Source organism: Ralstonia sp. 25C, assembly GCF_051904805.1.
Classification (GTDB): domain Bacteria; phylum Pseudomonadota; class Gammaproteobacteria; order Burkholderiales; family Burkholderiaceae; genus Ralstonia.
On sequence record NZ_CP196737.1, the window covers coordinates 2,540,707 to 2,559,154 of the forward strand.

20 protein-coding genes are annotated in these 18,448 nt (G+C 63.6%); 11 read left to right on the plus strand and 9 right to left on the minus strand.

All coding sequences use genetic code 11. The annotated features are described in order from the left end of the window. Positions 1-31 precede the first annotated feature (31 nt). From ACS7SF_RS11915 to ACS7SF_RS11930, 4 genes are all read left to right on the plus strand, one after another. Positions 32-163: a cytochrome oxidase small assembly protein gene (locus tag ACS7SF_RS11915; protein WP_426396752.1), complete on the plus strand. Its 132-nt coding sequence runs from the start codon at positions 32-34 to the stop codon at positions 161-163. 31 nt (positions 164-194) lie between these two features. Further along, on the plus strand, positions 195-788 hold the full coding sequence (locus ACS7SF_RS11920; protein ID WP_439889980.1) for a cytochrome c oxidase assembly protein: 594 nt from the start codon (positions 195-197) through the stop codon (positions 786-788). 14 nt (positions 789-802) lie between these two features. Next, positions 803-1,015, plus strand: coding sequence for a DUF2970 domain-containing protein (locus ACS7SF_RS11925; protein WP_439889981.1), 213 nt, complete (start codon positions 803-805; stop codon positions 1,013-1,015). 91 nt (positions 1,016-1,106) lie between these two features. Next, on the plus strand, positions 1,107-1,967 hold the full coding sequence (locus ACS7SF_RS11930) for a cytochrome c oxidase subunit 3 (protein ID WP_439889982.1): 861 nt from the start codon (positions 1,107-1,109) through the stop codon (positions 1,965-1,967). A gap of 112 nt (positions 1,968-2,079) precedes the next feature. Here ACS7SF_RS11930 and ACS7SF_RS11935 read toward each other — a convergent pair whose 3' ends face one another. Next, entirely contained in the window at positions 2,080-2,289 is a 210-nt protein-coding gene (locus ACS7SF_RS11935) for a twin transmembrane helix small protein (protein ID WP_063392667.1), read from the minus strand. 66 nt (positions 2,290-2,355) lie between these two features. On the opposite strand from ACS7SF_RS11935, the gene ACS7SF_RS11940 reads away from it, so the two are divergent. The 5 genes from ACS7SF_RS11940 to ACS7SF_RS11960 all read left to right on the plus strand — a co-directional run bounded on the left by ACS7SF_RS11940 (position 2,356) and on the right by ACS7SF_RS11960 (position 6,560). Further along, positions 2,356-3,138: an SURF1 family protein gene (locus tag ACS7SF_RS11940; RefSeq protein WP_439889983.1), complete on the plus strand. Its 783-nt coding sequence runs from the start codon at positions 2,356-2,358 to the stop codon at positions 3,136-3,138. 52 nt (positions 3,139-3,190) lie between these two features. Next, a complete protein-coding gene (locus ACS7SF_RS11945; protein ID WP_439889984.1) occupies positions 3,191-3,847 on the plus strand; it encodes an SCO family protein in 657 nt (218 codons plus the stop codon). Between the two features lie 3 nt (positions 3,848-3,850). Beyond that, positions 3,851-4,942 carry a COX15/CtaA family protein gene (locus ACS7SF_RS11950; RefSeq protein ID WP_439889985.1) on the plus strand — a complete coding sequence of 364 codons (1,092 nt, stop codon included), beginning with the start codon at positions 3,851-3,853 and terminating at the stop codon, positions 4,940-4,942. A 9-nt stretch (positions 4,943-4,951) separates the two neighbouring features. Further along, on the plus strand, positions 4,952-5,893 hold the full coding sequence (gene cyoE, locus ACS7SF_RS11955; protein ID WP_439889986.1) for a heme o synthase: 942 nt from the start codon (positions 4,952-4,954) through the stop codon (positions 5,891-5,893). Between the two features lie 61 nt (positions 5,894-5,954). Next, complete coding sequence (locus tag ACS7SF_RS11960; RefSeq protein WP_439889987.1) at positions 5,955-6,560, plus strand: SCO family protein; 606 nt, start codon at positions 5,955-5,957, stop codon at positions 6,558-6,560. Positions 6,561-6,634: 74 nt separating this feature from the next. Here ACS7SF_RS11960 and rpoH read toward each other — a convergent pair whose 3' ends face one another. Both rpoH and ACS7SF_RS11970 read right to left on the minus strand, forming a co-directional pair. After that, positions 6,635-7,564: an RNA polymerase sigma factor RpoH gene (gene rpoH, locus ACS7SF_RS11965; RefSeq protein ID WP_439889988.1), complete on the minus strand. Its 930-nt coding sequence runs from the start codon at positions 7,562-7,564 to the stop codon at positions 6,635-6,637. A gap of 199 nt (positions 7,565-7,763) precedes the next feature. Then, complete coding sequence (locus ACS7SF_RS11970) at positions 7,764-10,688, minus strand: diguanylate cyclase domain-containing protein (protein ID WP_439889989.1); 2,925 nt, start codon at positions 10,686-10,688, stop codon at positions 7,764-7,766. Positions 10,689-10,916: 228 nt separating this feature from the next. Between ACS7SF_RS11970 and ACS7SF_RS11975 the strand changes: the two genes are divergently transcribed. Then, on the plus strand, positions 10,917-11,321 hold the full coding sequence (locus tag ACS7SF_RS11975) for an OsmC family protein (protein WP_439889990.1): 405 nt from the start codon (positions 10,917-10,919) through the stop codon (positions 11,319-11,321). Between the two features lie 18 nt (positions 11,322-11,339). Further along, complete coding sequence (locus ACS7SF_RS11980; RefSeq protein ID WP_439889991.1) at positions 11,340-12,209, plus strand: pirin family protein; 870 nt, start codon at positions 11,340-11,342, stop codon at positions 12,207-12,209. Between the two features lie 10 nt (positions 12,210-12,219). Here the strand turns inward: ACS7SF_RS11980 and ybiB are convergent, their stop codons facing one another. The 6 genes from ybiB to ACS7SF_RS12010 all read right to left on the minus strand — a co-directional run bounded on the left by ybiB (position 12,220) and on the right by ACS7SF_RS12010 (position 18,087). After that, on the minus strand, positions 12,220-13,230 hold the full coding sequence (gene ybiB, locus ACS7SF_RS11985; protein ID WP_439889992.1) for a DNA-binding protein YbiB: 1,011 nt from the start codon (positions 13,228-13,230) through the stop codon (positions 12,220-12,222). 378 nt (positions 13,231-13,608) lie between these two features. Further along, complete coding sequence (locus ACS7SF_RS11990) at positions 13,609-14,013, minus strand: VOC family protein (protein WP_439889993.1); 405 nt, start codon at positions 14,011-14,013, stop codon at positions 13,609-13,611. A gap of 109 nt (positions 14,014-14,122) precedes the next feature. Then, the gene (locus ACS7SF_RS11995; protein ID WP_439889994.1) at positions 14,123-14,713 is read right to left on the minus strand and encodes a Crp/Fnr family transcriptional regulator; all 591 of its coding nucleotides are present in this window, start codon (positions 14,711-14,713) and stop codon (positions 14,123-14,125) included. Between the two features lie 367 nt (positions 14,714-15,080). After that, the gene (locus ACS7SF_RS12000) at positions 15,081-15,884 is read right to left on the minus strand and encodes an ABC transporter ATP-binding protein (RefSeq protein ID WP_439889995.1); all 804 of its coding nucleotides are present in this window, start codon (positions 15,882-15,884) and stop codon (positions 15,081-15,083) included. An 11-nt stretch (positions 15,885-15,895) separates the two neighbouring features. Beyond that, positions 15,896-16,747, minus strand: coding sequence for a nitrate ABC transporter permease (gene ntrB, locus ACS7SF_RS12005; protein WP_439889996.1), 852 nt, complete (start codon positions 16,745-16,747; stop codon positions 15,896-15,898). Positions 16,748-16,806: 59 nt separating this feature from the next. Beyond that, on the minus strand, positions 16,807-18,087 hold the full coding sequence (locus ACS7SF_RS12010) for a CmpA/NrtA family ABC transporter substrate-binding protein (RefSeq protein ID WP_439889997.1): 1,281 nt from the start codon (positions 18,085-18,087) through the stop codon (positions 16,807-16,809). Between the last annotated feature and the right edge of the window lie 361 nt (positions 18,088-18,448).

An 18,448-nucleotide genomic window follows, 5' to 3' on the forward strand; every position in this document is an offset into this window, starting at 1 on the left:
CAGTGCCGGCCTCGCCATCTTCCGGACAACGATGTCGAATCCAGAAAAAAGCCCAACGCCCGAGCAACGCGCTGCAAACCGTCGCCTGGCATTCATCCTTGGCACCATCGCGTTGGTTTTCTTTCTGGGTGTGATCTTCAAGCGCGTGGTGTTTGGCGGTTAGCCGGCACGTGGCCGCTGAACCAAGACTGCATATGAGCCAGGCACCAAACCCCAACGAAAAGATCATCGAACGCGGGCTGAACCGCTCCATGCTCGGCAAGCTGGCCGTCGTGGTCGTGATGATGTTCGGGTTTGGCTACGCGCTGGTGCCGCTGTACAAAAAGATCTGCGAAGTCACCAACATCAACGTGCTGAACACGCGCGATGAGGACGGTGGCGCGCTGCGCAACTCGCAGGTCGACAAGACGCGCACGATTACGGTGGAATTCGATTCGAACAGCCAGGGGCCGTTCCGCTTCCGCCCGGTCAAGAACAGCATGGAAGTCCACCCCGGTGAGATCAGCCAGATCGTCTACGAGGTGGTGAACAAAGAGGGGCGCACGGTGGAGGCGCAGGCCATCCCGAGTTACGCGCCCAAGCAGGCAACCGAGTTCTTCAAGAAGATCGAGTGCTTCTGTTTCAAGCAGCAGACGCTGACGGCCAATGAATCCCGTGAGATGCCGGTGGTGTTTGTGATTGATCCGGATCTTCCCAAGGACGTGAAGACGATCACCTTGTCCTACACTTTCTTTGAAATCCACGCACCGGCGGCCATTACGCCAACGATGCCAACGAAAGGAACGTAAGGGAACGTGAGGACATGGACGACCTGAAGGAAGCGACCAAGCGACGCGCATCATTCGCGCAGACGATGAAGGCTGTGTTCTGGTCGTTCTTCGGGGTGCGCAAAGGCCGTGATCATGATCAGGACATGGCGCAGTTGAACCCGGTGCACGTAATTATCGCGGGCGTGTTGGCGGCGGTGCTGTTTGTCATCACGCTATTGCTGATCGTGCGCACAGTGGTGGGTTAGAAGGTTGAGGAGACGGCCTACGCAGTCGGCAGGGATAGGCCGGGCAACACCAGAGTGGATTCTTAAAAAAAACAGAGCTGGAGAAAAACAGATGAGTGCGAATCGAGCGAATGCTCCGTACTACTTCGTGCCTGGGCCGTCGCGGCATCCGATTTCGGCTTCCATCGGTCTGCTGATCGTGCTGCTGAGCTCAGCGGCGTGGGTGAACGCGCAGCCGTGGGCGCCGTGGACGTTCCTGGTCGGCCTAGTGTGGTTCCTCTTTGTGTTGCGCGCGTGGTTCGCTGATGCCATCTCCGAATCCGAGGGTGGCAAGTACGGCGACCGTGTCGACGCCTCGTTCCGCTGGTCGATGAGCTGGTTCATCTTCTCGGAAGTGATGTTCTTCGCGGCGTTCTTCGGCGCGCTGTTCTATGCCCGCACCATCGCCATGCCGTGGCTGGGTGATCTGAACAACAAGCTGCTGTGGCCCGACTTCAACGCGCTGTGGCCGAACGCCGGCCCGGCCGGCACGGTGTCGCCGTTCACGACGATGGGGCCGTGGCCGATTCCGACCATCAACACGGCGCTGCTGCTGACTTCCGGTGTGACGCTCACGTGGGCGCACCATGCGCTGCGTGAAGGCAAGCGCGCGCAGGTCATCCAGGGCCTGCTGCTGACGATCATCCTGGGCTTCACGTTCATGGGCTTCCAGGCGTTCGAATACATTCACGCGTATCACGAACTGAACCTGAAGCTGACGTCCGGCATCTACGGTTCGACGTTCTTCCTGCTGACGGGCTTCCACGGCTTCCACGTGACCATGGGTGCGATCATGCTGTCGGTGGTGCTGGGCCGCGTGATCAAGGGACACTTCACGCCGGAACACCACTTCGCGTTTGAAGGCGCCGCGTGGTACTGGCACTTCGTGGACGTCGTTTGGTTGGGCCTGTACGTGGTGGTGTACTGGCTTTAAAGGGTTCGGCGGGGCGACGTGCGCGTCGCCTGCGATTCACCAATGCCGCAGACGGGACACCGCTGCGGCGTTTTCGTTTTAGCGGCGCCTTTCGTGGCGCATTTAGTGGCGCTTATTGGCCCATGGGGATGCCGGTGCTATGAATCCACCCCAGCCGGTTCGCCACCAGAATGAAGATGAACAGCGCAATCGAAAAGCCCACGCGGAACATCAGCGAGCGGACGGTGCGGTTGCTGTGGCCCTTGTCGCGCATCAGGAAGAACAAGGCGGAAGCAAGGCTGCCGAGGATCAGCAGAAACGCAATGGCAACGACGATGCGCATGGAGTTGGAAGGGTTGGAAATGGGTGTCGAGGATTATCTTACCGGGTTGCTGGGTGGATGGGTGCAATGACCGTGCGTGTACCGATGCGGCAGTGGTTTGCCCCCGTGCCGATGCTGGCGGGTGTGGCGCTGATTGCGCTGACGTGTTCGCTGGGCCGCTGGCAACTGTCGCGCGCGCAGGAGCGTATGGACAGGCAGGCGCGCATTGAAGCGCTGCAGAATGCGCCCGCGCAACACATCACCGCGCAGCCCGTGGCGGCCGATGCGGTGCTGTATCGGCCTGTGTTGTTGCGCGGCACGTTTGACGTGGCGCATACGGTGTTGCTCGAGAATCGCCCGCACGTGACGCATGGCGTTTCACAGCCGGGCTTCGAAGTGCTGATCCCATTGGTGCTGGAAGGGGCAGGTGGACCGGTGGGGCCACATGCGGTTTTGGTCAACCGGGGCTGGCTGCCGCGCGATCCGATGGACCGCACACGCATCGCGCCGTACACCACGCCGGCGGGCGTTGTGCAGGTCGAAGGCATGGCCGTGCCCCATGCGAGCCGCGTCTTCAGCTTGGGCTCGAAGAACGGCGCAGGTGAAGTCGGCCAGCGACTTAGGCAGAATATCGACCTCGACGCGTTCTCGCACGAAATCGGCGTTCCGCTCCAACCGTTTGTGGTCGAGCAGGAATCCGACGTGCAAGACGGCCTGGCGCGCGATTGGCCGCGCGCAGACTTGGGCGCCGACCGGAATTACGGTTACGCATTCCAGTGGTTTGCGATGGCGGCAGCGGTGCTGGCGCTGATGGTCTTCTACAGTGTGCGACGTTATCGTCGCTTGGCGGCTGCCTCGGGGCCCGTCTGAAAACGAACTCACGTTGCGGCTTAGTGCCGCAGCGACATGCATTAAGGATCACATGGTGAATCAGGAGTCCACACCCGGCGCGCCTGGCGCGATTGCGGTGTCTGAAGACCCGCGCATCGACGCGCGGACGCGCCGCGGCCGCTTGATGATGCTGTTCCTGCTGCTGGTGTGCGCCTCTCCGGTGATCGCGTCCTACCTTGCCTATTACGTCTTCACGCCGGCCGGTGGCAAGGCAGCGTATGGCGCGCTAGTCGATCCGCAGCGGCCGATTCCCACCGGCCTGATGGTGCAAGACGAGCACGGCGCTGAAGTCCCGCTCGCCAGTCTCAAGGGCAAGTGGCTGCTGGTCTCGGTGGATGGCAGCGCTTGCGACGACAACTGCGCGCGGAAGCTTTTCACCATGCGCCAGTTGCGTATTGGTCAGGGTCCGGACCGCGACCGCATCGTCCCCGTGTGGCTGGTCACCGACCGCGGCCAGATCGACTCCCGCTTGATCAAGGCCTATAACGATGATTACGCCGCCGTGCGCTTCCTGCACGCACCGGAACTGCCGAAGGATTGGCTGGCCGACGGCAAGACGCTGCCGGCCGACCATCTTTTCCTAGTGGATCCACTTGGCAACCTGATGATGCAGTTCCCGAAAGACCCCGACCCGAAGAAGGTGCGCGGGGACATGACGCGACTGCTGAAGTACTCGCGCATCGGATAAGCCATGCTGCTGCAACTTGCTTCCATCGGCATCCTCATTGCGCTGATCCCGCTGGGCTACGTGCTGGTCAAGGGGGATCGCAACAAGTACCGCAAGCTGGTGTGGATCACGGCGTTCCTGACGTTGGATCTCATCATGTTCGGCAGTTTTACGCGCCTGACGGATTCCGGCCTCGGGTGCCCGGACTGGCCCGGCTGCTACGGCACGTCCAATCCGTTCCATGCAAGCGACGACATCCACGCCGCGCAGGCCGCGATGCCCAGCGGCCCCGTCACGTGGATGAAGGCGTGGATCGAGATGACGCACCGCTATTTCGCGATGGCGGTGGGCGTGCTGATCATCACGCTGGTGGTGGTGGCGTGGGTCAAGCGCCGTGAACTCAAGCAATCTCCGTGGTATGCGACGGCCGTGCTGGCGCTGGTGTGCGTGCAGGGCGCGTTCGGTAAATGGACTGTCACGCTCAAGCTGCAGCCATCGATTGTGGTGACGCACTTGCTGCTCGGCATGTCGCTGCTGGCGGCATTGATCTGGCTCGGCGGCAAGAACGATGCGCCGCGCTTTGTCGATAGTCGTGGCGCATCGCTGCGCGTGCCGGCCGCGATCGGGCTAGTGTTACTGGTTGCACAGATCGCACTGGGCGGCTGGGTCAGCACCAACTACGCCGTGCTCGCCTGCACCGACTTCCCGCTCTGCAACGGCCAGTGGGTCCCGGCGATGGACTTTGCACATGGCTTTACGTTCTGGCGTGAGCTCGGCCGTACGGCGGGTGGCGATTTCATTTCGCATGACGCGCTGGTCGCGATCCACTGGACGCACCGCGTGTTCGCCGTGGTCGTGCTGAGCTATCTGGCTTGGTTGGGCGTGCGCGCACGTCGCATTGACGGCATTGGCCGCGTGGCGACCGCGCTGCTGATTGTGCTGGCCGTGCAGCTGGCGACCGGCTTCTCGAATATCGTGCTCGGCTGGCCGTTGCTGGCCGCCGTGGCGCACAACGGCGGGGCAGCGGTGCTGCTGTTGCTGATGGTGCGTTTGCATTACCTGATCGGGCTCGCGCAGGCGCGTGCGCCGATCTCTGCGGCTGTGGCCGCTGTCTGACTGATTTCTATGAATACCGTGGCAACCCCAACAACTTCCACTCAACTCCCCGGCTGGCGACACACCGCATCGCAGTATGCGGCGCTCACCAAGCCGCGCGTGACGCAGCTTGCCGTGTTCTGCGCCGTGATCGGCATGTTCCTGGCCACGCCGGGCATGGTGCCGTGGCCGGTGCTGATCGGCGGCGCGGTCGGCATCTGGCTGTTTGCCGGTGCGGCCTTTGCCATCAACTGCCTTGTCGAACGCAAGATCGACGCGATGATGCGCCGCACGGCCTGGCGCCCGTCGGCCAGCGGCGAGTTGGGCACGCGCCAGATCCTGCTGTTCTCGCTGGTGCTGGGCGGCGCCGGCATGTGGACGCTGCACGTGTTCGCCAACGACCTGACGATGTGGCTGACCTTCGCCACCTTCATCGGTTACGCCATCATCTACACGCTGCTGCTCAAGCCGGCCACGCCGCAAAATATCGTGATCGGCGGACTGTCGGGCGCGATGCCACCGGCGCTGGGTTGGGCCGCCGTCGCCAACAGCGTCCCGGCCGAGGCGTGGATCCTGGTCCTCATCATCTTCACCTGGACGCCGCCGCACTTCTGGGCGCTCGCGCTGTACCGCCGTGCCGATTACGCCAAGTCCGGCCTGCCAATGCTGCCGATCACGCACGGTGAGAAATACACGCTGCTGCACATCCTGCTGTACACGCTGATCATGATTGCCGCGACCATCCTGCCGTTCGTGTACGGCATGAGCGGCGTCATCTATCTGGCGACGGCGCTGGTGCTCGGCTTCGGCTTTCTTGCCTATGCGTGGCGCATGTATCGCAACTACTCCGACGCGCTGGCGCAGAAGACTTTCCGCTACTCGATCGTGTATCTGTCGATTCTGTTTGCGGCGCTGCTGGTGGACCACTACTTCAAGTTCGGCCCGTCGCTGACCCAAGGCGCGGCGCTGTAACGCCGTGCGGGGCGTGCGCCGTTGGCGTTACCCTAAGCGGTCTGCTCTCAACACGATGACCATGCTCTCCTTCCGACACTTCCGCGCCGTGCTGTTCGCCGCGCTGGCCGCCACCGTGCTGGCGCTCGCGGCATGCAGCGACAAGCCCGCGTTCAAGAACCTCGACATCACCGGCTCCAAGAGCTTCGGCACCGATTTCTCGCTTGTTGACCACACAGGCAAGCGCCGCACGCTGGAAGACTTCCGTGGCAAGGTTGTCGTGATGTTCTTCGGCTACACGCATTGCCCGGACGTCTGCCCGACCACGCTGGCCGAACTGCGCGCCGTGATGGACACCCTCGGCAAGGAAGCCGACCGCGTGCAGGTGTTGTTCGTCACGGTGGACCCGGAGCGCGATACGCAAGACCTGCTGGCCAAATACGTGCCGGCGTTCGACCCGCGCTTCATTGGCCTGCGCCCGGCCAACGAGGCGGAGTTGAAGAAGGTCGCCTCCGACTTCAAGGTGTTCTATAGCAAGGTGCCGGGCAGCTCGCCCGACAACTACACGATGGATCACACCGCGGGCAGCTACATGTTTGACCCGAAGGGCAACCTGCGCCTGTTCATCAAACACGGCCAGGGGCCGGAGCCGATCGCGCACGACATCAAGCAGCTGCTGGCCGACTGATCGACTGATCTGCCGCCAGCGCCCAAAGAAAAAGCCCGCCAACTTGGCGGGCTTTTTTACTGCGGGGAAACCGCTCAGGCAAACGCCTGCAGCGCTCCTTTCATCTTCTTCATCGCGGCCGATTCGATCTGGCGGATGCGCTCGGCTGACACGCCAAACTCGTCAGCCAGTTCGTGCAGCGTGGCGCCGCCCGATCCGTCATCGTTCACGTTCAGCCAGCGGGCTTCGATGATACGGCGGCTGCGGTCGTCCAGCTTGGCCAGCGCCGTTTCGATACCTTCGCTTTGCAGGCGATCCTGGCTGCGCGACTCAATCACGCGGGTCGGCTCGTTGTGCGTGTCGGCCAGGTAGGCGATCGGGGCGTACGACTCTTCGCCGTCATCCATCTGGCCTTCCAGCGCGATGTCGCCACCTGAGAGGCGCGTTTCCATCTCGCGCACTTCTGCGCCCTTGACGTTGAGTTCGGCCGCTACGGCGCTGATCTCGTCCGGCGAGAAGGTCGCCTGCGCATCTTGCTTGTGGCTGCGCAGGTTGAAGAACAGCTTGCGCTGGGCCTTGGTGGTGGCCACCTTGACCATGCGCCAGTTCTTCAGGATGTACTCGTGCATCTCGGCCTTGATCCAGTGCATCGCGTACGAGACCAGACGCACGCCCTGATCCGGGTCGAAGCGCTTGACGGCCTTCATCAGGCCGATGTTGCCTTCTTGGATCAGATCAGCATGCGGCAGGCCGTAGCCGAGGTAGCCGCGGGCGATCGATACGACCAGGCGCAGGTGCGAAAGCACCAGGCGGCGGGCCGAATCAATGTTGCCGGTATTACGGTAGTCACGGGCGAGGTGTTGCTCTTCCTCGGCCGACAGCATCGGCACCCGGTTGACGCTCTGGATATAGGCGTCGATGTTGCCCAGGTTGCCAGGGAACGCCAGCGCCCATCCATTGCCGGCGTTGCCGGACGGCTGGGTGGCGATTGCGGAAACGGTATTCACGGGGATGACTGCGTTCACTCAGGACTCCTGTCGAAATCCAGTGGAGGTTTGGAAAGGCATCTTAGCACTCCAACCGGATGAGTGCTAATAGGACATTTTTGTCCGGTTGATAGTTCCCGTAAATCAGGGGATTCGCCTCAATAGTGTGATGTTTGCGACGCAACAAAACAAGCCGCGCACCCAGTCATAGACTGCCGCCAGCGCCCTCGGTTCGCGCTCAGGCGGCGGTATTGCGGCCGCGTGACTTGGCCCAATAGAGTGCGCGATCCGCCTCGCGTAATGCGATGTCGGCGTCATGAACTTCGGGGCCTGGGCATGCCACGCCAATGCTGGCCGTCACATGCAAGACCACGTCGCCAGACAGCGCCATTGGGGGCCGGATGGCGCTGACGACCTTCTGTGCGGTGTGCAGCGCATCATCGGGGGCGTCGATCGGGTCGAGCAGGATGACGAATTCGTCACCTGCGAGCCGGGCGACGGTGTCGGTGCGGCGTACGGCGCGCTGCAGGCGGCGGGCGACTTCCACCAGCACGGAGTCGCCGGTGGCGTGGCCGTAGGTGTCGTTGATGTGCTTGAAGTGATCCACGTCGAGGTACAGCACCGCCATCGGCGCGGGCTGGCGTTGGCGGCGCTCGAGCGCGCCGCGCAGGCGCTCGTAGAGCTCGTAGCGGTTCGGCAGGCCGGTCAGCGCATCAAAGCGGGCCATGCGCGAGAGTTCCATCTCGCTGCGCTTGGCTTCGGTCACGTCTTGCACGAAGGTGTAGACGCCGCAGCGCCCCGCGTCGGAATCCGACTCTGCGGCATCGGGAACGAGGTGACCGCGCAGATACCGCGTGCGGTGCCGGGGGCCGTGCATGTGCGGCTTTTCGTACCAGGGCGCGTTGATTTCAAATTCCACCGTTTCGCCCTGCACAGCACGCGCCAGATACGGCGCCAGTTGGGCGTAGGTGCCGGGGGTGAAGACCTGCGTTGCATGCTGGCCGCACACTTCGTCGGGCGTGCGCTGCAGCCAGCGCGCGTGGGTGGCGTTGCAGAAGGTGAAGATGCCGTCCGGACTGATATGCGAGACCAGCAACGGCGCATTGTCGAGCACCAGCTTGAGCGCACGTTCGCTGCGCGCCAGGGCCAGTTCGGCGCTGGTGCGTGCGGTGAGGTCTTGCAGCACCGAGAAGTAGCCGCGCAGCGTGCCGCGGTCGTCGTAATCGGGGAAGTAGTGGCCGCTGAGATAGCGTGGCGTGCCGGTGCGCAGGGAGGTGATCTCGAACTGCACCGGGTAGCCGGCCAGCACTTCGGTCATGTAGGGCAGCAGCGTGCGGTAATCCTCGGGGCTGTAGATGTCGCGCACGGGGCGGTCGAGCATGTCGTCTTCGGTGCAGCCGAAGGCTTCCAGCAGCGTGCGGCTGGCAAAGCGGATGATGCCGTCCGGGTCGACATAGCTGAGTTGCGCGGGCACGTTGTCGGCCACCAGGCGCAGTTGTTCGCGGCTGGCGCGCAGGGCATCACGCCGGCGCTCCAGGCTTTCATTGGCGGTGCGCAGCGCGCGTTCGGAGGCGGCCAGCCGGTTGGCAAACGGCCGTACCGTCAGCCGGATCGCCAGCACGCTGCCAACCATCAGGCACAGCATGAGCGCTACGAGCCGTTCGAACTGCGTGCGCATGGGGGCATACAACTCGGCGCTGGCGATCTTGCTGATCAGCGCCAGACCGGTGTGGCCGATGGGCGTATAGCCGAATGACGTCGGCATGCCGTGGATGTCTTGCCACTGGCCAAAGCCGGCGTGTCCTGCCAGTGCCAGGCGTGACGGCAGCGGCTGGTTGCCGGCCATCAGCGCGGGCAGCTCAAAGACGTAGGCGTCAAAGCGCTGTGGAAACGACATGGCGCGCCCGCGCGCATCCCAGCCGGACATGGCCAGCGTTTCCGTCACGCCCTCGCCGTGCACGTTGACGTAGCGGGCCGTCATGTGCGCGAGCGGTTGTTCGGTGATGAGCCAACCGACCTGCACGCCATCGGCCAGTATCGGGGTCTCGGTGCGCATCGCAAAGCCGTGTACCCATTGCAGCGTGATGCGCTCGGGCGCCAAGCCGGCGTGCAGTGCGATGGCCAGTTCGGGGTGTGCCGCCTGCGTGCCGAGGCTGACCACGCTTACGCCATCGAGCGTGCGCAGTTGCAGATACGAATAGCCTTGCTCGCGAAAGGCCTCCAGCGCACTGGCGCCGCGCAGCCGCGCGCCGTTGTCGGCGGGGTGGCGCACAGCCTCTTGGATGCGGATGACGGCGGCGATCATGCGCGGGTTTTCCGCGCGCATGGCCAGCACCTGGTCGAACTCTTCGGCGTAGCTCGACAGGGCGCGGGCCCGCGTGGTGCCGAACGTTGTGCTGGCGCTGTCCACCTGGATGATGAACGCGGTCACGGTGGCACACACACCGGCCAGCACCACGCAGCCGCTGCTGATCCACACGATGGTGTCTTCAGGCGACAACCGGATGCGCAACAGGCCCGGGTGCCGGGTCATGGCTGCACAGACCACGCCCGCCAGCGCCAGCAGCGTGCAGATGGCGGCCACGTCGGACGCCCGCCACTTCAACCAGCCGGGGTACAGGTATTCGAGCGCCATGGCGCGACCGAGCAGATCGCCCACGCACAGCAGCACTGCGGCACCGAGCAGGGCCCACAACCACTGCGCACGCCGTGGCTGCTGCAGTGCCGGTACGAGGGCCAGCGCCACGCCGGCAGCCGCCAGGGCCAGCGCGTGGCTCGGGTGGATGGCCCCAATCCAGCCGCTCCGCCAGCCGTGCTCCAGCCAGAGGTGCACATTGGGAAAGTCCAGCGCGACGGGCCAACCGGTGGCGGCTTCCACCAGGCGCAGCCCACACAGCGCTGCGACCATGCCGCCCGCCAGGCGCGCTATCTGATCCGCCCATCGCGCCTCAGGCCGCAGCGTGCCGACCACCAGCGCGATCAGCCCCGTGCCCAGCAACGTCAGATGCAGCCCCGTGGCGAACACGATCACCAGCCGATCGCCGCCAAACATCACCGCCCAGGGCCAATGCAGCAGCCAGCCGACCATGACGGTCAGCCCGAAGAGCGTGAGAAGCAAACCGATGCCACCAGCAACGGCGGCAAGCGGGCGGCGAGAAACCATGTAGTGGATGTGTCTGTGGGGCCGTCCGGGACGAACGTGTCCCACCCGGAAGATCGGCGAAAAACCGCGCTGCTTGAGCCTTTTCAGGGAAACCCGGAAGGTTGGGGCCCATGTCTGCAATGTGCGGTGATCGATGCGCCCGCCTAAGCGACGTACGCAGCACCCGCTGTGTCGTCACGCAAGTTGGCTACACTGCCCGGACATCGTAAAAACTGTTGAGGAGCCGCTATGACCATCGTCGTCAGCAAGGACACGGAGGGCCTGTTTCGCCACAGGGTCACCTTTCCTGAAGGCGTGACCTACGCCGACGTGCCCAAGCCGACGGGGGAGGGCAGCGCGCCTGACCCCCATGCCTACTTCGATGCTGCCCTGGCGAGCTGCAAGGCGCTCACCGTGACGCTCTACGCCCGCCAGCGCAAATACCCGCTCGACTCCATCGACGTGGCGGTGGAGCACGACAACACCCAGGAGCGCCAGGGCCGCTACAAGCTGCGCACCGTGCTAACCCTGCACGGCGACCTGACCGACGAACAGCGCGCCGACCTGCTGCGCGTGGCCGGCAAGTGCCCCATCCACAAGCTGATGACCGAGGTCGAGATCAGCGTCGACACCGAACTTGCCGAACGCGCCTGAGCCAGGGAGAGCCTCAACATGACGTCCATCCAGCACATCATCGGCCCGCACGTGCGTGACCTCGGCGGCTTCTCGGTCAAGCGCGTGCTGCCCTCGGCTGCGCGCCAGACGGTGGGCCCGTTCATCTTCTTTGATCACATGGGGCCGGTGGACTTCGCGCCCGGCGAAGGCATCGACGTGCGCCCGCACCCGCACATCGGGCTGGCCACCGTCACGTACTTGTTCGAAGGCAGCATGGTCCACCGCGACAGCCTTGGCAGCGTGCAGACCATCGTCCCGGGCGACGTGAACTGGATGACCGCCGGCAACGGCATCGCGCATTCCGAGCGCTCATCGCCCGAAGCGCGTGAGAAGGGCGCCCGCCTGCATGGCATCCAGACGTGGGTGGCATTGCCGAAGGATCAGGAAAAGGTGGCCGCCAGCTTTGCTCACCACGCCGCCAGCACGCTGCCCAAGCTCGAATGTCCCGGCGTGCAGGGGGTGGTGATTGCCGGCGATGCATTCGGGCTGACATCGCCCGTGAAGGTGAATTCGCGCACGCTGTACGTGGCATTGGAACTGGCGGCCGGTGCGTCGCTGGTGATTCCGCCTGAGCATGCAGACCGCGGCCTGTATCTCGTCGAAGGCGCCGTCACGATCGACGGCGAGGCGCTTGATCCGCACCACCTCGCCGTGCTGGAGCCGGGCGGCGACGTGACGCTCACTGCGCAGGTGTCGTCACGCGTGATGCTGCTGGGCGGCGATCCGACCGACGGCCACCGCCACATCTACTGGAACTTCGTTGCCAGCGACAAGGCCGACATTGAAGACGCCAAGCAGCGCTGGGAGGCCGACGCCTTCGCCCACGTGCCCGGCGAGACGGAGCGCATCCCGCTGCCGCCCAAGTAAGACGGATCGATCAGGCAGGTCGTGCCGGTTTTGCACACCGCACGATCGCGCGGACCTGCTTGGCGATCGGCTCTGGCACCGGCTGCGTGCCGTCGAGCACTGCAACAATCCACCGCGCCGTTGCGGCCACATCGGTGCCCGCCGGCAATTCGGGCGGCGCCTCGCTCGACCCTTCCACCGCCTCGATCACCGTTTCGTGCATGCCGTCGTGCAGCCACTCCACTGCGCTGCCACGGCGTGCATCGGCCACCGCCTCGCCTTCGGTGCCGCGTGCCAGCAGCACGTTGGCCGGATGGCGCAGGAAGTAATCGGTGAGCGTGTCGCGGTATTCCGGGTGCGTGTAGCTGACCAGCCGCAATGCCTCGTGCGGTGCGTGGCCGCCGATGGGCTGCAGCATCTTCACCACCGTGTGTGCGGAGTTGCGCAGGCCGACGATCTCGCGCTTGTCGAGCAGCGCTGTCAGCTCGGGCGAGAGCACGTCGATCGGCACATAGGCGAGCCGATCGTTTTCCAGGCGCTCGCGCGCTTCGTCCATGTGTTCGCAGATGGGCCAGCCGAGCGCCTCGAACAGCGCGGCCGTGGTGATGCGGCCGTCGAAGCGGCGGATGCCGTGGACCAGCACCGGCACGCCTTCACGCGCCAGCAGCTTGGCCAGCAGCGGCACCAGATTGGGTTGGCGGCGGGCGCCGTTGTAGCTGGGGATCACCACGGGCAGCGCGTGCTCCGGTGTATCCGGCGCCGGCAGCGGGCGGCAGTGCGCGTGGGTGGCTTCCAGCATGCCGTCGAGCTCTTCCGGGGTTTCGCCCTTGATGCGGTAGGCCATGAGGATGGCGCCCAACTGCACGTCGGCGATGCGGCCCTCCAGCATGGCGGTGAACAACGCGCGCGCGTCGTGCTTGACCAATGCGCGGGCGCCGTCTGCGCCGCGGCCGATTTCTTTGATGAAGCGGGCGGCGGGGAAGGGGCCGTTTGCGAGGGCTTCCTCAGCGGCGTTGTCGGGGAGGATGGGGGGAGCGGGCATGGGGTTGGTGCGGTTTGGATGGCGTGGTGAGGATCATAGCGCTGCGGATTGCGGTGGCGCCATGTTGAGGTTTTGCTTTGTTTTTTTCTTGGTGGTCCATCCCTTGTTTCATCCCTTGCCGGGGCTGAGTCACTTTCTTTGGTCTTGCCCAAAGAAAGTAACCAAAGAAATGCGCGCCCGAGATGGCGAAAGCCTCCTTGAATTTCTGTCGCAGGGAGGGAAGGGAGGCAAACTCGCTGCGCTCAAACAGGCCTCCCTTCTTTTTCCTCCCTGCAACAGAAATTCAAGGCGCCATCTAGGGCAGGAACGGCAACGGCCAAACCGGCGGTGGTGTGCCCGTGGCGCTGCGTCTGTTGTCGCCGCGGCGCCTGCTGGGTGTTACGAGCTCATGGCTGCGGGGTCCATCCACACGGCTTCCCAGATGTGATCGTCTAGGTCGGCTAGGGCGCGGTTGTACATGAATCCCAGGTCCTGTTTGGGGTTGATGTCGGCGGTGCCGCCGAACTTGGCGGCGGCGTCGTTCATCCGGTCTACGGCGTCTTTGCTGTCGCACGTCAGGGCTAGCATCACTTCGCTGGTGCCCTTTGCCGGGAGGGGGCGGGTGGTGAAGGTTTGCCACTTGGCGTGCGTGAGCAGCATCACGAAGATGGTGTCGCTCCACACCATGCAGGCGGCAGTGTCATCGGTGAATTGCGGGTTGTTCTTGAAGCCCAGGGCTTCATAGAACGCTTTGGACTTCTGCAGGTTTGCGACCGGAAGGTTCACAAAGATCGACGTGGTCATGACAGGTCTCCTCGGTTGGTGACAAGCACCGCGCTTGCCTGGCGCAACGATACGGGCCTCGCGCGCGGTGGCGCATTGACTATTGGTAAGACGCAAACCGCAGTGCTGCTTATCCCACACCCAGGGCAATGGCCTTTCGCAGGCGGCTCAGGCTTTCCGGGGTGATGCCCAGCCACGCAGCGATGTGATGCTGCCTCAGGCGCCGGTGCAACTCGGGTTCCCTGCTGATGAAGTCGCGATAGCGCTGCATCGCGTTGTCGCGGCGAAAGCCGACCTCAATCGGCTCCTTTTCGATGATCCAGTGGCGCTCCATGTAGCGCATGTAGAAGGCTGCGATATCGGGAAACCGGATCGTCAACGCTCGGAACGCAGCGAAGTCGTACTCCAAGACGCTGGAGTCTTCGATGGCCGTGATCGTGGATGGGCTGGGTTTGCCCTGCAGCGTCGCACTGACGGAAGCCGCAATCCGGCCCTCCGGAAAAAAGTACTTGATGACCATGTCACCTTCCGGGCCCACACAGTGCTGGAAGAACAGGCCCTCAAGGACAAAGGCGAACCGGGTCGGCACCTCCCCCGCAATGACAAACGACTCGTCTTTCCGGTACTGCCGAGGTTGCAGTAGAGCAGCCCAAGCCCGCTCCGCCTCTTCCGAGATGTCTGCATAGGTCCGGACCTTGTTGAAAAACGCGTCGGTATTCACGCCATCGATCTCCCGGTGTGCAAAGTAAGCCGCCCGGGCTTCAAAGAAGCACAAGAGCGGATTCGCACAGCATTTGTAGCAGAAGAGGGCGACAGCAGCGGCGCCGCCAAAACCGCGACGGTTTGGCCGTTGCCGTACCTGCCCTTGATGGCGCCTTGAATTTTCGTAAGCGGGCGGAAAAAAGATGGGGAACTGTCTGAGCGAAGCGAGTTTTCCCCATCTCCGCCCGGTTACGGAAATTCAAGGGATGGGTCGCCATCTCGGGCGCGCCTTTCTTTGCTTACTTTCTTTGGCAAGACAAAGAAAGTGAGTCGGCCCCGGCAGGGGACGAAAGGGAGGCCAACCACCAACATCAAAACAAAAACAATCAAGCCGCTTCAGCCACCGGATGCCGCTGCTTCCGATACAAGAAATCCAAAACCGCCGTCCGACAGGCGTGATAAGTCGAATCCTCCGCCAACGCCATCCGATCCCGCGGCCGCGGCAAATCCACCGTCAACACTTCACCAATCGTCGCCGCCGGCCCATTCGTCATCATGACGATGCGATCCGCCAGCAGCACCGCCTCATCCACATCATGGGTGACCATCACAACGGTACTGCCCGTGGCCGCCACGATCTTCAGCAGCTCATCCTGCAAATGCGCCCGCGTCAGCGCATCCAACGCCCCAAACGGCTCATCCATCAGCAGCACCTTCGGCTCCATGGAAAGCGCCCGCGCAATCCCCACTCGCTGCTTCATCCCCCCAGAAATCTCATGCGGATGCTTCTGCTCGGCATGCGTGAGCCCCACCAGTGCCAGCGCAGCATGCGTGCGCTCACGCAACTGCGCGCGCGGCTCCGTCTTGCCGAAGACGCGCTCGACGGCGAGATACACGTTGTCAAAGCACGTGAGCCACGGCAGCAGCGAATGGTTCTGAAACACCACCGCCCGATCCGGCCCCGGCCCCGCAATCTCACGCTCCGCCAGGATCAATCCACCCGTGGTCGGCCGCGTCAGCCCGGCAATCAGGTTCAGCAACGTCGATTTACCGCAGCCCGAGTGCCCAATCAACGCAATGCACTCACCACGCGCGACGGTCAGGTCGATATCGCGCAGGGCAACGAACGCACCCTTCTTGGTCTTGAACGTCTGCCCGACGTTTTCAATGCGCAGGAATTTTTCGCTCATGGTCGCCCCCCTCAAACCGCGTCGTACGAGAACCGCCGCGCGATCGCCAGCAGCGCGTGCTCCAGCAGCAAGCCCACCACGCCAATCACAAAGATGGCGATGACGATGTGCTCAACCTTCAGGTTGTTCCACTCATCCCACAGCCAGAATCCGATGCCGACACCGCCCGTGAGCATCTCTGCCGCCACGATCACCAGCCACGCGGTGCCGATGGACAGCCGCACGCCCGTCAGCATGTACGGCAGCACCGCCGGAAACAGCACGCGCGTGAACACCTTCCACTCCGACAGGTTCAGCACCCGCGCCACGTTCAGGTAATCCTGCGGCACGCGCGTCACACCCACGGCGGTGTTGATGACCATCGGCCAGATCGAGCAGATGAAGATCGCCCAGATGGCCGCCGGGTTGGCCGACTTGAACAGCAGCAGCCCGATCGGCAGCCACGCCAGCGGCGACACCGGCCGCAGCAGGCTGATGATGGGCGAGGCCATCGCATTCAGAAACGCAAAGCGCCCGATCAGGAAGCCCGCCGGAATGCCGATGACCGCCGCCATGCCAAAGCCCGCGCCCACCCGAGCGAGTGAGGCCAGCACATTCCAGCCCACGCCCTGATCGTTCGGCCCATTGCGATAGAACGGATCGGCGAAGAGGGTGACGGCGGCCTTCCACGTCACCGCCGGTGTGGGCAGTGCAGGGATGGCCGTGGCGATGCCCTGCCACGCCAGCACGAAGATCACCAGGCCCAGCACGGGCGGAAAGCCGCGCACGACGGCTGCGACAAACCAGTCGCGCAATGCGATGCGACGTGTGGGGGCAGCGGCGTCAGGCTGCACGCCGGACAACGGTTTGACGAGCGTGTTCATGTCGGGCTCCATCGATGTGAGGGACCGCAATCAGAGGGTCGGAGAGGACGGTAAAAGCATCAGGCTTTGATCTTGAAACCGTCCGCATACGCAGCGGGGTTCTTCGCATCCCACACCACGCCATCGATCAGCTTGGCCGTACGCATGTCGTTCTTGGGCAGCGGTGTGCCCGTGGCGGCCGCGGCCTGCTTGAAGATGTCGATGCGGTTGACCTGCTTGGCGACCGCCGCGTAATCCGGATGCGTCTTCAACAGACCCCAGCGCTTCTGTTGCGTGAGGAACCACATGCCATCCGACAGGTACGGAAAGTTGACCGCGCCGTCGTGATAGAAGCGCATCGGGTCCGGGTCGTCCCACGTCTTGCCCAGACCATTCGTGTAGCGGCCCAACATGCGGTCGAGAATGATGTCCATGTCGGTATTGACGTAGGACTTGGCCGCAATGGTCTCGGCCGTCTTGCGGCGGTTCGACGCTGAGGCATCGATGAACTTGCCCGCCTCCAGCACCGAAGCGGTCAACGCACGTGCGGTGTTCGGATACTTCTGCACGAACTCCGCCGTGGTGCCGAGCACCTTCTCTGGGTGGTCCTTCCAGATGGCCTGCGTGGTCTCTGCGGTAAAGCCGATGTTGTCGGCAATCGCGCGAGCGCCCCACGGCTCGCCCACGCAGTAGCCATCCATGTTGCCCACGCGCATGTTGGCGACCATCTGCGGCGGCGGTACGGTGATGGCCTTCGCGTCCTGCAGCGGATGGATGCCATGCGCGGCCAGCCAGTAGTACAGCCACATCGCGTGCGTGCCGGTCGGGAAGGTCTGCGCAAACACGTACTCGCGTTTGTCCCTGGCCATCACGGCCTTGAGCGATGCGCCGTCTTTGACGCCCGCTTCCTTGAGCTTGGACGACAGCGTGATCGCCTGGCCGTTGTTGTTGAGCGTCATCAGCACGGCCATGTCTTTCTTCGGCCCACCGATGCCGAGTTGCACGCCGTAGATCAACCCATACAGCACGTGCGCCGCATCCAAGTCGCCCGAGACCAGCTTGTCGCGCACGCCGGCCCAGGAGGCTTCCTTCGACGGCGTGATCTTGATGCCGTACTTCTTGTCGATGCCCAGCGTGGAGGCCATCACCACCGACGCGCAGTCGGTCAGCGGGATGAAACCGACCTTCAGCTCGGTCTTCTCGGGCGCATCGGAGCCGGCAGCCCAGGCACCAGCACGCACCAGCGGATCGATCAACGCCACGGCACTCCCTCCTGCAATGGTTGCCGCAGCCTTGATGACGCTGCGGCGCTTCGGATTGATCGGGTTGACGACGGGGTCAGTCTTGTCTGGCGCGGCCATCCATGGCTCCAAGGAAAGAAAAAGGCGTCCCGACGCGCGGCCACGTCCCTCCATGACGGGGAGCGCGGTTTGCCGTGCATCGAGACGCCGTTGTCTCGTGCCGATACCCACGTTGGCATCGGCTCGCAGCGACACTTGCAAGGGGTATGCCAGCGGTGTTGGTGCATCTCTTGTTTCATCCCCTGCCGGGGCTGACCTACTTTCTTTGTCTTGCCAAAGAAAGTAGGCAAAGAAAGGCGCGCCCGAGATGGCGAAAGACTCCTTGAATTTGCGTAACCGGGCGGAGGCGGGGAAAACTCGCTTCGCTCAAACAGTTCCCCGCCTTTCTTCCGCCCGCTTACGAAAATTCAAAGCGCCATCA

Bases quoted from the DNA above. Each gene is read 5' to 3' on its own strand.
- ACS7SF_RS11915 (WP_426396752.1), top strand. From the start codon at position 32: ATGTCGAATCCAGAAAAAAGCCCAACGCCCGAGCAACGCGCTGCAAAC.
- ACS7SF_RS11920 (WP_439889980.1), top strand. From the start codon at position 195: ATGAGCCAGGCACCAAACCCCAACGAAAAGATCATCGAACGCGGGCTG.
- ACS7SF_RS11925 (WP_439889981.1), top strand. From the start codon at position 803: ATGGACGACCTGAAGGAAGCGACCAAGCGACGCGCATCATTCGCGCAG.
- ACS7SF_RS11930 (WP_439889982.1), top strand. From the start codon at position 1,107: ATGAGTGCGAATCGAGCGAATGCTCCGTACTACTTCGTGCCTGGGCCG.
- ACS7SF_RS11935 (WP_063392667.1), bottom strand. From the start codon at position 2,289: ATGCGCATCGTCGTTGCCATTGCGTTTCTGCTGATCCTCGGCAGCCTT.
- ACS7SF_RS11940 (WP_439889983.1), top strand. From the start codon at position 2,356: ATGACCGTGCGTGTACCGATGCGGCAGTGGTTTGCCCCCGTGCCGATG.
- ACS7SF_RS11945 (WP_439889984.1), top strand. From the start codon at position 3,191: ATGGTGAATCAGGAGTCCACACCCGGCGCGCCTGGCGCGATTGCGGTG.
- ACS7SF_RS11950 (WP_439889985.1), top strand. From the start codon at position 3,851: ATGCTGCTGCAACTTGCTTCCATCGGCATCCTCATTGCGCTGATCCCG.
- cyoE (WP_439889986.1), top strand. From the start codon at position 4,952: ATGAATACCGTGGCAACCCCAACAACTTCCACTCAACTCCCCGGCTGG.
- ACS7SF_RS11960 (WP_439889987.1), top strand. From the start codon at position 5,955: ATGCTCTCCTTCCGACACTTCCGCGCCGTGCTGTTCGCCGCGCTGGCC.
- ACS7SF_RS11970 (WP_439889989.1), bottom strand. From the start codon at position 10,688: ATGGTTTCTCGCCGCCCGCTTGCCGCCGTTGCTGGTGGCATCGGTTTG.
- ACS7SF_RS11975 (WP_439889990.1), top strand. From the start codon at position 10,917: ATGACCATCGTCGTCAGCAAGGACACGGAGGGCCTGTTTCGCCACAGG.
- ACS7SF_RS11980 (WP_439889991.1), top strand. From the start codon at position 11,340: ATGACGTCCATCCAGCACATCATCGGCCCGCACGTGCGTGACCTCGGC.
- ybiB (WP_439889992.1), bottom strand. From the start codon at position 13,230: ATGCCCGCTCCCCCCATCCTCCCCGACAACGCCGCTGAGGAAGCCCTC.
- ACS7SF_RS11990 (WP_439889993.1), bottom strand. From the start codon at position 14,013: ATGACCACGTCGATCTTTGTGAACCTTCCGGTCGCAAACCTGCAGAAG.
- ACS7SF_RS12000 (WP_439889995.1), bottom strand. From the start codon at position 15,884: ATGAGCGAAAAATTCCTGCGCATTGAAAACGTCGGGCAGACGTTCAAG.
- ntrB (WP_439889996.1), bottom strand. From the start codon at position 16,747: ATGAACACGCTCGTCAAACCGTTGTCCGGCGTGCAGCCTGACGCCGCT.
- ACS7SF_RS12010 (WP_439889997.1), bottom strand. From the start codon at position 18,087: ATGGCCGCGCCAGACAAGACTGACCCCGTCGTCAACCCGATCAATCCG.